Below are 12,800 nucleotides of genomic sequence, written 5' to 3' on the forward strand. Positions count from 1 at the left end.
TCTATCAGTACTTCTTGACGAAGAACCAAAAGATGTCAAAAGCAGCATTCCCATTACGATGAGAATGCTGCTTTTTTAACTTTGGTCATTTAAAATTAGTCAACAGCCACAATCTGGCCTGTGGCAATTGGCAATGTCGTGTGAGCATCGTATGATGCAACGGCACCAGCTACTGATGCTGGTAAGTTGAGACTGTCTGGAACGCCATGAATATAAATGACACGCTTGTCCAGCTTGAGATCATCGTCACCGAAAGCATCCTTAAAGTTCTGCTTGAGAGTTGCCAATGGTACTTTCTTTTCATATGAGAAACCGCCTTGTTGATCAGCAACTGGATAACGATCATGAGGAATATCCATATTTTCAGGTGCATCATCAAATGGCACCATTGTTGTACCTGATACTGGTTCTGTTTCCGGTAGGTCAACGAAACCGTCACCGTTAGCATCTTGTAATTCGGTGGCAATCAATGCTTGTTTGCCATCTGGAAAGCCATGAAAATGCTCCCAGTGTTGGGTGTTAGCTGGGGTACCATGCATATCGATTTTAATTGTTAGAGTATCACCATCGATAGTGAAACTTGCGTGACCGTAAGCCTCAGAACCAATTTTACTTGCATTTAACGGAACAATTGCTGCTTCATAACGTGTTGTCAAATGAACCACTCCTTCACAATAAATTAGCATCATTATAAGTCTTATCGGCAATAAATAAAGGTAAACGCTCACAATTTCAACGATAAATTTGAAGGCGGTCATAAAACATTGTTTCATGTGAAACAATTCGGCTTGTTTTCACAAATAATAGTGATTTATAATTCAGTGGAGAGGTCAAATCAGGTACAAATGACGGAGGGAAAATCATGCAAAAAGTAGTGGTATTAAACGGCGAAGTTGTTAACTATGATCATCAAATTGATTGGTCAAAACTACCTGGCGATGTAACAGCCTATGATTCGACGTCGCAGGATAAAATTATTGAACGTATTCAAGGTGCAACCGTGGTAGTAACTAAAGAAATGCCCATGCCAGGCGAGATTATTCGTCAGTTCCCTGATAGTGTGAAAATGGTTTGCGAGGCGGGAACTGGTTTTAATAACTATGATATTGATGCACTGAAGGAACGAGGCATTGTTCTAACCAATATTCCTGCATATAGCACGCAACGAGTGGCACATACTGCGATTATGCTGATGATGAACTTGGCTAGTTCAATGCAAGAACAGATGCGAATGCTCGCAGTTGGTAATCACGATAATTTCAGTAAACATTTAATGGTTACTCATGAGGAATTAAACGGCAAAACATTGGGAGTAATTGGCTTTGGCAACATTGGCCGTACGGTTATCAAAGTTGCGCAGGCGCTTGAAATGAATATTTTAGTTTCAACACGGACGCCACGAGATGACTTCGACGGCATCCACTTTACGACTCAGGATGAGTTATTCGCTAAAAGCGACTTTGTTTCGTTGAATTTACCTCTAAATCAGGCAACACATCATATGGTTGATGCCCAGGTTCTGGATTCCATGAAGTCAACAGCTTTTCTGATTAACACGGCTCGTGGTGGATTAATTGATCAAGATGCCTTGGTCACAGCTTTGCAACAGCATAAAATCGCCGGTGCCGGTTTAGACGTACAAGAAGTTGAGCCATTACCGGATGACAGCCCATTATTTACCTTGCCTAATGCGATTGTGACACCACACATTGGGTGGCGGGGACTAGAGACCCGTCAACGATTGGTTAAAATGATCAGTGACAACATTGCGGCTTTCTTTGATGGTGATCCAATTAATCAAGTTGTTTAGAAAAAATAATAGTAGTAAAGACCTCCCATTGAGTTTAAATGGGAGGCCTTTTTAAGTTGCTGATAATGGTTTACTATTTCGTGATCGTGACTAGACTCGTGGGATTCGTTGATTGATTAAGGCAAACTGCTGATCAACTTGTTGCTCGGTTAGTCCACCTGTCAGTGAAAGAACGCTCAGCCCTTCAATCAAAAACATTAATTGTTCTGATAATGGAATCAATTGTTGATCATCTAGTTTACTCTGGCTGACACCAAGTTTAAGCATTGTTAAGATGGTCTGTTTAATCATTGCGAATTGTTCCTGCTGAAATTGCCGGCTAGTTGGTGATTTGTGCGTAAAGTAGAATTCATAGACTGCCCTTAGTAAACTGTCTTCAATATGGTTAAGCAGACGATCCTTCTGGTTTTGCAAATACTCATTAAACACGTCTTCGAATGGCGTATTATGTTCTACTTCATCGTTGATGTTATCTAAAGAATGACTATTACGCTGCTTCAGTACCTCAATAAAAATTTCGTCGACTGATTTGAAATATAAGTATATTCCTCCTCGGCTGATTTGCGTTTCGGTAATAATATCTGCCATTGTTACATCCAAAAATCCCTTTCTCTGAAAAACTCTCTTTGCGTTCTCAAGGATTGATTGACGCTTATTTTCTTTTCTTTGTTGGTTTGTTAGTTTTGCCATTAAAAAATTCACCTCAAATAGATAATGACATATGTGTCATTATTATGTATAATTAGCAATTAATGACACGAGTGTCATTAAAAATAAAGAATAGTAGGTGACATCATGAATTCAAAGGGACACACTTATCACTTAGTTATCAGAGCCGTTTTTATTGCATTGATTGCACTCCAGACTATGATCCCAATGCTTGGGTACATACCGCTGGGCTTTACATCATTAACAATTATCCATATTACCGTGATTGTGGCTGGAATCATGTTAGGACCCATAGATGGAATGTTTGTTGGATTTGTTTGGGGAATTTTGACTGTGTTTAGAGCATTCACTTCCCCAACTAGTCCAATAGATACGATTGTGTTCACCAATCCAATTGTATCAGTTATTCCACGTGTTTTGGTTGGTCTAGTTGCGGCAATTTCTTTTAGACTTGTTTATAAATATGTTCATAAAGTCGGGGTTGCCAGTATCGTTGGTGCAATTTTGGGAACCTTAACTAACACAATTTTAGTTGTTGCGCTCATGGGTACATTATACACGTCAACTATGACTAAGACCTATAACGTTCCTTCAACCAAAATTTTAGAATTGATGGGTTCAATTATTGTCTCAAACGGAATTCCAGAGCTAATCGGTGCAATTATTATTACTCCTTTAATCATAAAAGCCTTGGTCAGTGCAACACATATTCTACCGTGGCGAGCGGGACAACAGTAACTAATAAGCCACGACATACTACAGTATATCATGGCTTATGCATCAAATTATACGGATATGAAATCACGACTAGTCTACCGTTAATTGTAGTATTTCGATCACTTTCTGTTTCTTACTTTACTAATTAGACTGACGAACGACATGACTATGCCGGCAAAGATCATTAGATATCCAATTGGAATCAAAAAGAAGTAGGGTTCGTGTAACATGCTAGTGCGGTCAACCCAGCTTGGCATCACCAGTTCTGCCAGAAAACAGATCACGCCGATGATGAATAATACGGCGGCACCGAAGTTGAGACGTGCACGGTGAGTTTTACTGGTGTCTTTAATTAATTTTGTTTGCATGGTTTTATCTCCTAATATTAAGTCATCAAGGGTAATGCCAAAGTGTTGAGCAATTATGACCACAGTTTCTAAGTCAGGAAGGTTACGGCCAGTTTCCCAACTGGAAATTGTTTGACGAGAAACATGTAGTTGATCAGCCATTTCGGTTTGAGTAAGTTTTGACTGAGTTCTGATTTGATAAATTTGCTCGTTAAATTTCATGATTCGTCCTCCTTAATTCTCAGTATACTTAATTTGGTGTAAAAAGCTCGCTTGTCTCTCAAGCAATTAATTAATTTAGGTGTATTACCCGGGAAATAGTACTAAAATTTTGATAAAGACGAATTTAAGGCGGATTTAAACATGATTACAAAACAAGAATTGCCACTTGATGCTACGGTGGCGGGCGAAACATATGAGCAGTGTCATTTTGATTATGCACAGGATACAATCAAACTAGACAGCGTTCATTTTATTAATTGTACGTTTGAACAGACAGACTTTAAATTTAGTGAATGGTTAGACTGCACGTTGACGCAGTGCAGATTACCAAATGCAGACTTTAGTAATAGTTTAATTTACAGGACTAAATTTATGAATTGCCAGTTAACAGGAGTTAATTTCACTCGAAATCGTTGGCATGATTCAACAGTTAGTGATTGTCAGGGTATGTACTTGATTATGGCTGAAAGCATATTAAAGAACTGTCAGTTTAATGAAACTAAGTTGACTGATAGCTCCTTTCAAAGTGTGCGTGTACAGTCAAAATTAGTTTTTTCCGAATGTGAGTTATCTGGAGCAGATTTTACAGATACTGCTTTAAACCATGTGGATATTTCTAAGGCTAACTTTGAATCACTGACGTTCACACCGTCACTAATCCGAGGATTGAAGATTAATTCATGGCAGGCCGCTATGTTACTTGGTGAAATGGGCGTTGATGTGGCAGATTAAAATAGTCGTTAATCACTTTTGCATGGTGATTAACGACTATTATGGTATTTTGGTTTGATCAAGTTTTTAATTTTAAGAAATGTAATTAAATTTGATTTAATGTGGCTTTTCGGTCAACTATTTAGTGGCCACAAACACTTTTGCGTAGGTATTTATACTACTTAAAATCATAGAGATTTTCAATGATATGTTTGCTATACTTATGTACGTTTTGAGTTTGTGACGGTTAGCTAGCCCCAGAAAAGCGGGGTGATGCTTATGAATTTTAGTGTTTTACCCCTTAGAGAGGAACAGATGACAGTATTTGAAGCAATCACTTCGATGATTGATTTTGCAATACTAGTTGTTGCTCTAATAAACATAAAATAACCGTCATAGTTTTGCACAGCTAACGTTTATTCATGAACTATTTGCTGGTAACCGTATCGAACGGCAGACCACGGGATGCATTACGGTGCATCCTTTTTATGTCCACATAGTATCATGAATTGCCACATTATTGAATGAGTATCATTTAAGATAGAAAGTTTTTTATTTTCTAGAATACCGGTATAACAGCACAGCTGGATACCTAAATTTACTCTATACGTAAAAATTCGAATTGTTCTCTTGAAAAATACGAACGCATGTTCGATAATGGTAAACGTAAAGTGATTGGGGTGATTAAAATGAATTATGAGAGTGAGCCGCAAGGAGTTTTTTTCATGATTGATAACAAGAGCTTTTATGCCAGTTGCGAAAGTGTTGCACGAGGTCTCAACCCGTTGCAGTCTGTACTTGTGGTCATGTCAGAAACAGAAAACACTGGTGGAGGTGGTCTAATTTTGGCTGCTTCTCCAACCGCCAAAAAACGTTACGGTATTAGTAATGTTTCACGAAGACGTGATTTGCCAAATGTGCCCGAAATGATCATTGCACCACCACGCATGAACCTTTACATTCATAAAAATTTAGCAGTTAATCGAACATTCAGAGATTTCTGTGCTGACGAGGACTGTTATCCTTACTCGATTGATGAATCCATTCTTGATATGACTAAATCATGGCAATTATTTGGTAGTTCCCCCATGGAAGTCGCTCAAGAAATTCAACACACCATTAGACACAAGTATGGCCTGTATACGACTGTTGGAATTGGTAGAAATCCACTACAAGCAAAACTGGCGTTAGATATTTTTGCGAAGCACGATCATAATTTAATCGGCGAGCTTTCATATGGAACTTTTGGCAAGAAAATATGGCCAATCACTGACTTAACTAGTGTCTGGAGCATCGGGCATCGTACAGCTGACCATTTAAACCGAATGGGAATTTTTAGCATGGACGATTTAGCACACTGTAATCCATACGAGTTAAAGTCGGAAATGGGAGTCATTGGTTCGCAACTATTTGCCCTCTCGTGGGGTATCGATCGTAGTAAACTGTCGAAGCTAATTAATCCGGTAGATAAAAGCTGGAGTAATTCGCAAGTATTGCCCAGGGACTACAGTATTCAGCGCGAAATTGAGTTAGTGATTAGCGAAATTGGTCAGCAGGTGACCTCGCGGATGCGGCACCATCGGCAAGCAGCGAGCGTCATCAGTTTGGGTTTGGGATTTTCATATTCGTCCAGTGAAGAGGACGGTCGTAGTGGATTTCATCGATCAATTAAAGTCGAAACTACTAGTAGTACGGCCGAAATCAATGAAGTATTAATGCGATTATTTCGCCAAAATTGGGAGGGCCAAAGCATTCGTAACGTAATGGTCTCCTTGTCTCAATTATCCGAGGACACCGGATTACAATTAAGTTTATTTGAAGCACCAGAACCACAGATCAAACGCGACAACGTCGACAGAATCATGGATAAAATTCGTGACCGATTTGGCGTCACCAAGTTAATTATGGCGTCCAGTCTGTTACGTGGTGGTACGATGTTGGAGCGTGCATCGTTGGTTGGTGGACATAATGGAGGTAATAGCTATGACTGAGTCACCAAAAGATGCAGCGGCATTAATTATTGAACGATTGGACCAAAATTTTAAACCAACTCGTGGTTTGAGGTACCGAATATACGTTGTAAATGACGTATACGACGATAGCTACAATTTTTTCTTGGATATCAAGAGCAAATATACTAACGAACGCTCGATTCCGCTCCATAGTCTGGAAGAATACACTCTGGAATATTTAGAACGGGTTATTAGGTTAGTTGAAATGAGTACACAGATGACCATCGAATTCCAACATTTTGAGGGATTACGTTGGCCAGTGCGGCAACGACTGATTAAGTAAGGTGTTTATGATGAGACTTGATCGAATTGATGATGAAAAATTAGTTGAGCAGTTTTTTCAACGTGATTATCACGACCGTGGCATGCTGAAGTGGGCGGGCTTCTTTTTGTCTGATCATACTAGTGCCCTGAAGAAAATGTTTGCCAATGAAATTCCTGAAGATTTACAAGAAAAACAGGATGAAAAAGAAGTTAGTTTGTTACTTGCTCAAGCGTGGCATTACAAAAAAATGGTGCACGTTCAACTTAACCAATTTCAGCACGGCGAGCTGATAGAGTCGGAAACTGGGCATGTGTTGGGTGTTGATGATGATCAAATCATTCTTCAAATTAATGATGATCATTACATGAAACTTGAGTTAGACGAAATTCGTAATGTCGAAATATTATCGTAATATAAAGCGTTTTAATTCTGTGGTAAATTAATACTAGAACAAAAAATACTCGGGGGGTCTTTAGGATGGAATTTAAATATTTTGATGATGAAGAATTAACGTTCGAAACAATGTTGCAGGCAGCGGCTAGTCAGGACGTTTATCGCATTGAAGTAACCAGTGCAATTGGTACGAAAGACTACATAAGAACTGGAGCCGGCTGGAAGGAACCTGAAGCATTTTAAAATTATATAAAGCGGTGTATCACTGGAAGTTTCACGTGAAACATTTTAAAGATAGATTAGATAAAATCTAGTCTATTTTTTTATCTTTAGACATAGCTGACTGTGATAGAAATTCTTTAAAAAATCTATACTTATTTTTTCCACCAACCCATTGTGTCAGTAAAACGGTTTAGTTTATACTGAGAACGTATTCAACCATCCCTTGAATACACCAAACATCCATATCCTATCTAGTGTAGTGCCGCTTGTTACCCGACAAGCGGTACTTTTTTATCTAATTAAGCCATAGTATTTATCGTAATGTATTATAACTTATTAACAATAAAAGGTGCCGAATAACTCTTATCATAGACAAAAGTTACTTGGCACCCCTTAATTATTCTAAGCGCTTGCAAAATGCCCATCTCGAATTCGATAAACACGATCACTCCATTTAGTCATACGTTCATCATGCGTCACCATGATGATGGCCTTCTTATTTTTATGAGCTTCAGTCGCCAAAATTTTAACAACTTCGTATGCGTGATCTGAATCAAGGCTTGCAGTTGGTTCATCGGCTAAAATCAAATTAGGATTATGGCAGAGTGCCCGGGCAATGGCAACTCGTTGACGTTCACCACCGGACAATTCTTTGGGGTATTTATCCTTCAGATCCCAAATATCTAGTGATTTTAACAATGCTTCACTACGTTGTTGCAGTGATTGATGACTGAGCTTTTCGACAAGCTTGAATTGATCTGCAACGGTTAAAAACGGAATTAGGTTCGAGCTTTGTAGAACAAAGCCGATGTTATTAAAACGCACGTCATTTTTCTGTCGATCATTGAGTTTGGTTAGGTTGAGGTTGTCTATTTTAATTGTCCCACGACTTGGTGATTGTAGACCGCCAGCAATCGTTAAAAAAGTACTTTTACCGGATCCTGATGGTCCAATGATACTGATAAATTCACCAGCGTTAACTGATAAGTTCACGTCTGTAAGAGCAGTGACCAGTGTGTGGCCACTGCCGAAAGTTTTGTAAATACCATCCATTGTTAAGACAGACATGCTATTCACCTCCGATTGCATTGATTGGATCGACCTTGATAATGGAATGAATGGAGAACAATGCTCCAATCATCGATACGATAATTAAAACAGCACCGTATAATAGCCACTCGCTCGTGTTAACAGTAAACGGCATGGCCGCTGGTAAAACGAGACTGGTTAATACACTGAGTATGAACGCCAGCACTACGCCAATGACACTAACGATTAGTGACTGGCCAACGACTGACTGAATCAAATAACTATTTTTAATTCCTTGGGCCTTCAGCACCCCGAATAAACTGATTTTTTGCATTGTCATAACATACAGGAAGATTCCGAGCACCGCAGCCACAATCACGAACAGAAAGTAGATCATTGTATTCAGTGTCAATTTTTCTGCCGAATACCCTGGTAAGTTAGTGATAAATTCATTGACCGATAACTTGGATAATTTGGCATCTGACTTGTGGGTCGTTATTTTAGTGGCCTCCGGTGATTGGCCCTTGACCGCAACCAGCGAAATTGGTTGCTGTGCTGTTGTCAGCTCACCACTAGTACCCTTGAGCGATGCGTACGCGTTCAAATTAAGGTAGATGACTGGTTGAATACTATAGGTAGTCGACTTAGAAATGCCAACAATTTTAAATGCGTGTGGATCGTTGCCAAGCTTTATCTTGTCACCAAGCGAGTAGCCATCATTCTTTAAATTGGCCGAAATAATTACTTCGTGGTCGTTTGAATACTTGTGGCCCTCAATCAGTGATGGGACGACGAAACTATTTTCCTGAGCTCCAAAAATTGAGACATTAGTTTTACCCGAATGGCCAGATAGTCTCGATGACGTCGACAGTAAACCGACTGCCGCCTTTCGCTTGGCCTGGATTCTCGTCAAATCTGATCGTGTCATCATCGATGCATTGGCAATCTTGTTGCTGTCACTCGACAAGACGATTGTACTAGCATCCCAGTCTGTGATGGCTTGCTTATGGCCGGTAGCAAGACCGTTAGCTAATCCGGATAACATAAAGACGACGTACGAAACCAGTAGCATGATGCCGATTATGAGAAAGTAGCGTAGTTTTGCATATTTCATTTCTTTAATTGCGAGGAACATGGGGTCATCATCCTTTCGTGTATCGCTTACAATTTGACAGTATATATCATCGGTGACAATTTGTCACCACAAAAGTCAAATATGTTATTATAAATGAAACAAAACATTGGGGGATGATGGACAGTGCCGAAAAAAACCTTTAATAATTTGGAAAGTGCTCGTCAGGCAGAAATTAGAGATATTATGCTACCAATTTTTGCCGAGCAGCCCGTCAGTCAGGTTAAAGTTAGTCGCATTGTTGAGGCACTGGGGATGTCGCGAGGAATTTTTTACAAGTACTTCGATGATTTGAATGATGCGTATCAATACTTGATAATGTGCTATGCTGGTGAGATTCACGCTGATATTATGCAGGCCATTGCGGACAAGAAACACGATTTTTTTGGTGGAATCGAAGAATTCTTGGTCACATGTTTAAATCTATCTGACAATGATGATGAAATGAAAAAGATTAAATTACTGACGGATAATCAGTCGATATTTTCCAAGCGCGTCAATGTCGGTGAGCATGGTGTGAAACAGTGGCAGAATCTGTTGGTTGATAGTGGAATTGAGATTGGAGATTCACAAGAGGCTGAAAGCTTTCTTTACTTTGTGATGCAGCTGGTAATTAATTCATTAAACGATGCAATGATTAATTCATGGGACGACGCTCAGTTGCGAATTGAGTTTGAATATCGAGTTAAATGGATCATGAACGGAATTAAGAAGTAATTCAAAATCAGGAAAATGCATTTTATTTTAATGACATTTTCCTGTTTTTATTGTTTATGTAACCGTTTTATGAGTTAATTTACTTAATAAACAAACGTCTGCAACTTTGAAGGAGAAAATTACTATGCACGGATTTATTGGGGAATTTTTTGGTACTTGTGTGTTGATCGTTTTAGGACAATCGGTGGCGGCTGGTGCTAACTTAAAGAAGACTTTTGGTAAAGCGACAGGAACTAACTGGTTTTACATCAGTTTTGCCTGGGGAATTGCCGTTACGATGGGTGTCTACGTTGCTGGTTCACTGGGTTCACTAGGCCATTTAAATCCGGCGATTACGATTGCTTACGCACTATTTGGCCTATTTCCGTGGCACAATGTTGTGCCCTATATATTAGGCCAAATGTTGGGAGCTTTTGTGGGTGCGGTGATCGTGATGATTCAGTTCTATCCTCAGTTCAAGAACGCCAAGACTGTTGAAGATGGAAATTCCGTAGCCATCTTTGCAACAATGCCAGCCATCAAAAATAATGTCTTTAATTTTCTCAGCGAATTTATTGCCACTTTATTTTTCGTTCTTATTCTTCTAAATTTAGGTAACTTTACCGTTGGTTTGAAGCCATTTATTGTGGGGATGGTGATCTTTATTATCGGTGCGGGTCTTGGTACAACGACGGGCTTTGCGATTAACCCAGCTCGTGATTTAGCGCCACGATTCGCTTATACAATTATGCCGGTACCTAACAAGGATGTTGCTCACTGGGAGTATGCTTGGGTACCACTATTTGGACCGATTTTAGGGGCAATTACGGCAGCTGCGGTGCAGGCGGTTGTTTGATAGTATTCATCAATTAGACATTTAAAAACAATCCATAATGGTTAGCCTGAGCGCTGACCATTATGGATTGCTTTTTTTCAGTTTTCAAATGTGGTAACTATTGAAGATTGCGTATTTTATTAATTATATTAGATAATATTGTCATATACTTAAGCAAGAAATTATCCATATATTTTCGGAATTATATTAACAACACTTGAATAGGACAAATGTCCTAAATTATTTTAAATTAGCAATACATTTTTTGAAAACGCATACATTAAGCAAGCCACAATTCCTATTTTAAAAAGTTAATTTCAAATAAAATATAAGCATAGTGAGGGAGCTATTTATCATGATAAACGACGTATACGCTGCAATTAAGTCCAACGCTAAGGTATCAAGCCTTTTTAAGACCTGTCCTCTTGAAATTATTGATGAAATTGAAGTGAAAAATTTCAGTACGGGTGAGTTCAAACTCCTTCAAGGCAATAAGTATGATGATACCTATGTGTTAGTTTCTGGGAAAGTAAAAGTTTATTTGATTTCTGGAGGTGGTAAGGAAGTTGTATTAGATGTTTATGATGCGGGAATGTTAATTGGTGAACAGGAAGCAATTATTAAAACCGCATATAGCGCGTCAATTCTGAACATTACACCAGTGGTAATGCTAAAGATTAATAATCGCAATTTTAGAAAATGGATCGATTTAGACCATGTTTTTGCCAGCAATTTTATTTATAACTTATCTGAACAACTTTACCATCTAACTAAGCGTACGGAACGCTACAGTCTACATTCTGCTTTAGAACAAACGGTTGCGTATTTAATTAATGAACTACAAACAGGCGATCAGATTACTCGCAAACAACTTGAGTATGAAGTAGATACATCATACAGAAACATAAACAGAATTTTACAAATTCTCAGCCAGGTTGATGCAATCGAGGTTGACCGCGGCAATATCACAATTTTAGATCATTCAAAACTATACGATATTTTAAGAAACGGGGAGTAAAAAATGGAAGAAAAACAACCACACACACAGTTAACTAGCGAAATTAATACAGATAGCGCAATTATTATGGGCGATCCTGCCCGTGTTGATAAGATTGCTGAGTTAATGGACAATGTTCAGTCATGGGCATTTAACCGTGAATATAAATCAGTAATTGGTGAATATCGTGGCAAACGAATTTTAGCCATGTCAACAGGTATTGGAGCACCGTCAGCAGGGATTGGCGTCGAAGAACTAAACAACGTAGGTGTTAAAAATGTTATTCGTGTTGGCTCGGCCGGCGCAATGCAAAAAGGCATAGATTTTGGCGAATTAATTATTGGCGAAGGTGTTGTCCGCGACGATGGATTAACTCAAAAATATGCACCAGGAATTTATCCAGCTGTACCATCATTTAAGCTGATGTCATTAGCTCGAAAATACGCTCCTGATGCGGTCTATGGCATTATTCGTTCTCACGATGGATTTTACATGGACGATAACGCTAAAAACGAAGCTTTTTGGTCAGAAAAGGGAATTGTCGGCGCAGATATGGAATCTGGCGCTTTGATGGTGATTGGCCGACAACGTCATTTAGAAACTCTATCAATTTTAAATAATGTAGTTTTATATGAGGGTGACTTATCTGCCGGGGTTAATGACTTGGTGAGTGGTGATGATCTAATGGCAAAGGGCGAAATTGCATCACTGAAACTGGCACTTGATATTTTGAGTGATTAAAA

The 12,800-nt window shown here is 38.9% G+C and carries 16 protein-coding genes; 11 read left to right on the top strand and 5 right to left on the bottom strand.

The features are described from left to right. Positions 1-95: 95 nt before the first annotated feature. Positions 96-656: a hypothetical protein gene (locus FD16_RS09220; protein WP_010621046.1), complete on the bottom strand. Its 561-nt coding sequence runs from the start codon at positions 654-656 to the stop codon at positions 96-98. Positions 657-862: 206 nt separating this feature from the next. Between FD16_RS09220 and FD16_RS09225 the strand changes: the two genes are divergently transcribed. Next, complete coding sequence (locus FD16_RS09225) at positions 863-1,810, top strand: 2-hydroxyacid dehydrogenase (RefSeq protein WP_010621047.1); 948 nt, start codon at positions 863-865, stop codon at positions 1,808-1,810. A gap of 90 nt (positions 1,811-1,900) precedes the next feature. Here FD16_RS09225 and FD16_RS09230 read toward each other — a convergent pair whose 3' ends face one another. After that, entirely contained in the window at positions 1,901-2,500 is a 600-nt protein-coding gene (locus FD16_RS09230) for a TetR/AcrR family transcriptional regulator (RefSeq protein ID WP_010621048.1), read from the bottom strand. 105 nt (positions 2,501-2,605) lie between these two features. On the opposite strand from FD16_RS09230, the gene FD16_RS09235 reads away from it, so the two are divergent. Beyond that, the gene (locus tag FD16_RS09235; RefSeq protein WP_010621049.1) at positions 2,606-3,217 is read left to right on the top strand and encodes an ECF transporter S component; all 612 of its coding nucleotides are present in this window, start codon (positions 2,606-2,608) and stop codon (positions 3,215-3,217) included. Positions 3,218-3,315: 98 nt separating this feature from the next. On the opposite strand, the gene FD16_RS09240 is transcribed toward FD16_RS09235, so the two are convergent. Next, on the bottom strand, positions 3,316-3,765 hold the full coding sequence (locus FD16_RS09240; protein ID WP_010621050.1) for a helix-turn-helix domain-containing protein: 450 nt from the start codon (positions 3,763-3,765) through the stop codon (positions 3,316-3,318). Positions 3,766-3,906: 141 nt separating this feature from the next. Here FD16_RS09240 and FD16_RS09245 point away from each other — a divergent pair, with 141 nt between their 5' ends. The 5 genes from FD16_RS09245 to FD16_RS12790 all read left to right on the top strand — a co-directional run bounded on the left by FD16_RS09245 (position 3,907) and on the right by FD16_RS12790 (position 7,389). Beyond that, entirely contained in the window at positions 3,907-4,497 is a 591-nt protein-coding gene (locus tag FD16_RS09245; RefSeq protein ID WP_010621051.1) for a pentapeptide repeat-containing protein, read from the top strand. Between the two features lie 662 nt (positions 4,498-5,159). Continuing rightward, positions 5,160-6,467, top strand: a complete 1,308-nt coding sequence (locus FD16_RS09250) for a Y-family DNA polymerase (RefSeq protein ID WP_029508281.1) — start codon at positions 5,160-5,162, stop codon at positions 6,465-6,467. Beyond that, positions 6,460-6,771 carry a hypothetical protein gene (locus FD16_RS09255; RefSeq protein ID WP_010621053.1) on the top strand — a complete coding sequence of 104 codons (312 nt, stop codon included), beginning with the start codon at positions 6,460-6,462 and terminating at the stop codon, positions 6,769-6,771. The genes FD16_RS09250 and FD16_RS09255 overlap by 8 nt, the downstream gene beginning before the upstream one ends. Before the next feature lie 10 nt (positions 6,772-6,781). After that, positions 6,782-7,165 carry a hypothetical protein gene (locus FD16_RS09260; RefSeq protein ID WP_010621054.1) on the top strand — a complete coding sequence of 128 codons (384 nt, stop codon included), beginning with the start codon at positions 6,782-6,784 and terminating at the stop codon, positions 7,163-7,165. A gap of 65 nt (positions 7,166-7,230) precedes the next feature. Further along, positions 7,231-7,389, top strand: coding sequence for a hypothetical protein (locus tag FD16_RS12790; protein WP_155804309.1), 159 nt, complete (start codon positions 7,231-7,233; stop codon positions 7,387-7,389). 381 nt (positions 7,390-7,770) lie between these two features. On the opposite strand, the gene FD16_RS09265 is transcribed toward FD16_RS12790, so the two are convergent. Then, complete coding sequence (locus FD16_RS09265) at positions 7,771-8,436, bottom strand: ABC transporter ATP-binding protein (RefSeq protein WP_010621055.1); 666 nt, start codon at positions 8,434-8,436, stop codon at positions 7,771-7,773. 1 nt (position 8,437) lies between these two features. Continuing rightward, positions 8,438-9,532, bottom strand: coding sequence for an ABC transporter permease (locus FD16_RS09270; protein WP_010621056.1), 1,095 nt, complete (start codon positions 9,530-9,532; stop codon positions 8,438-8,440). Positions 9,533-9,655: 123 nt separating this feature from the next. Between FD16_RS09270 and FD16_RS09275 the strand changes: the two genes are divergently transcribed. The 4 genes from FD16_RS09275 (at position 9,656) to FD16_RS09290 (ending at position 12,798) form a co-directional block, all read left to right on the top strand. Further along, the gene (locus FD16_RS09275) at positions 9,656-10,246 is read left to right on the top strand and encodes a TetR/AcrR family transcriptional regulator (RefSeq protein ID WP_010621057.1); all 591 of its coding nucleotides are present in this window, start codon (positions 9,656-9,658) and stop codon (positions 10,244-10,246) included. Between the two features lie 124 nt (positions 10,247-10,370). Further along, positions 10,371-11,081 (top strand): MIP/aquaporin family protein, encoded by a 711-nt coding sequence (locus tag FD16_RS09280; protein ID WP_010621058.1) that lies wholly within the window; start codon positions 10,371-10,373, stop codon positions 11,079-11,081. Positions 11,082-11,415: 334 nt separating this feature from the next. Next, entirely contained in the window at positions 11,416-12,078 is a 663-nt protein-coding gene (locus FD16_RS09285) for a Crp/Fnr family transcriptional regulator (RefSeq protein ID WP_010621059.1), read from the top strand. Between the two features lie 3 nt (positions 12,079-12,081). Next, positions 12,082-12,798, top strand: coding sequence for a nucleoside phosphorylase (locus tag FD16_RS09290; RefSeq protein WP_010621060.1), 717 nt, complete (start codon positions 12,082-12,084; stop codon positions 12,796-12,798). Positions 12,799-12,800: the final 2 nt, after the last annotated feature.

This window comes from Paucilactobacillus suebicus DSM 5007 = KCTC 3549 (assembly GCF_001434475.1).
Taxonomy (GTDB): domain Bacteria; phylum Bacillota; class Bacilli; order Lactobacillales; family Lactobacillaceae; genus Paucilactobacillus; species Paucilactobacillus suebicus.

Excerpts from the sequence above, each read along its gene's own strand:
- FD16_RS09225 (WP_010621047.1), top strand. The coding sequence starts at position 863 with ATGCAAAAAGTAGTGGTATTAAACGGCGAAGTTGTTAACTATGATCAT.
- FD16_RS09230 (WP_010621048.1), bottom strand. The coding sequence starts at position 2,500 with ATGGCAAAACTAACAAACCAACAAAGAAAAGAAAATAAGCGTCAATCA.
- FD16_RS09235 (WP_010621049.1), top strand. The coding sequence starts at position 2,606 with ATGAATTCAAAGGGACACACTTATCACTTAGTTATCAGAGCCGTTTTT.
- FD16_RS09240 (WP_010621050.1), bottom strand. The coding sequence starts at position 3,765 with ATGAAATTTAACGAGCAAATTTATCAAATCAGAACTCAGTCAAAACTT.
- FD16_RS09245 (WP_010621051.1), top strand. The coding sequence starts at position 3,907 with ATGATTACAAAACAAGAATTGCCACTTGATGCTACGGTGGCGGGCGAA.
- FD16_RS09255 (WP_010621053.1), top strand. The coding sequence starts at position 6,460 with ATGACTGAGTCACCAAAAGATGCAGCGGCATTAATTATTGAACGATTG.
- FD16_RS09260 (WP_010621054.1), top strand. The coding sequence starts at position 6,782 with ATGAGACTTGATCGAATTGATGATGAAAAATTAGTTGAGCAGTTTTTT.
- FD16_RS12790 (WP_155804309.1), top strand. The coding sequence starts at position 7,231 with ATGGAATTTAAATATTTTGATGATGAAGAATTAACGTTCGAAACAATG.
- FD16_RS09265 (WP_010621055.1), bottom strand. The coding sequence starts at position 8,436 with ATGTCTGTCTTAACAATGGATGGTATTTACAAAACTTTCGGCAGTGGC.
- FD16_RS09270 (WP_010621056.1), bottom strand. The coding sequence starts at position 9,532 with ATGTTCCTCGCAATTAAAGAAATGAAATATGCAAAACTACGCTACTTT.
- FD16_RS09280 (WP_010621058.1), top strand. The coding sequence starts at position 10,371 with ATGCACGGATTTATTGGGGAATTTTTTGGTACTTGTGTGTTGATCGTT.
- FD16_RS09285 (WP_010621059.1), top strand. The coding sequence starts at position 11,416 with ATGATAAACGACGTATACGCTGCAATTAAGTCCAACGCTAAGGTATCA.
- FD16_RS09290 (WP_010621060.1), top strand. The coding sequence starts at position 12,082 with ATGGAAGAAAAACAACCACACACACAGTTAACTAGCGAAATTAATACA.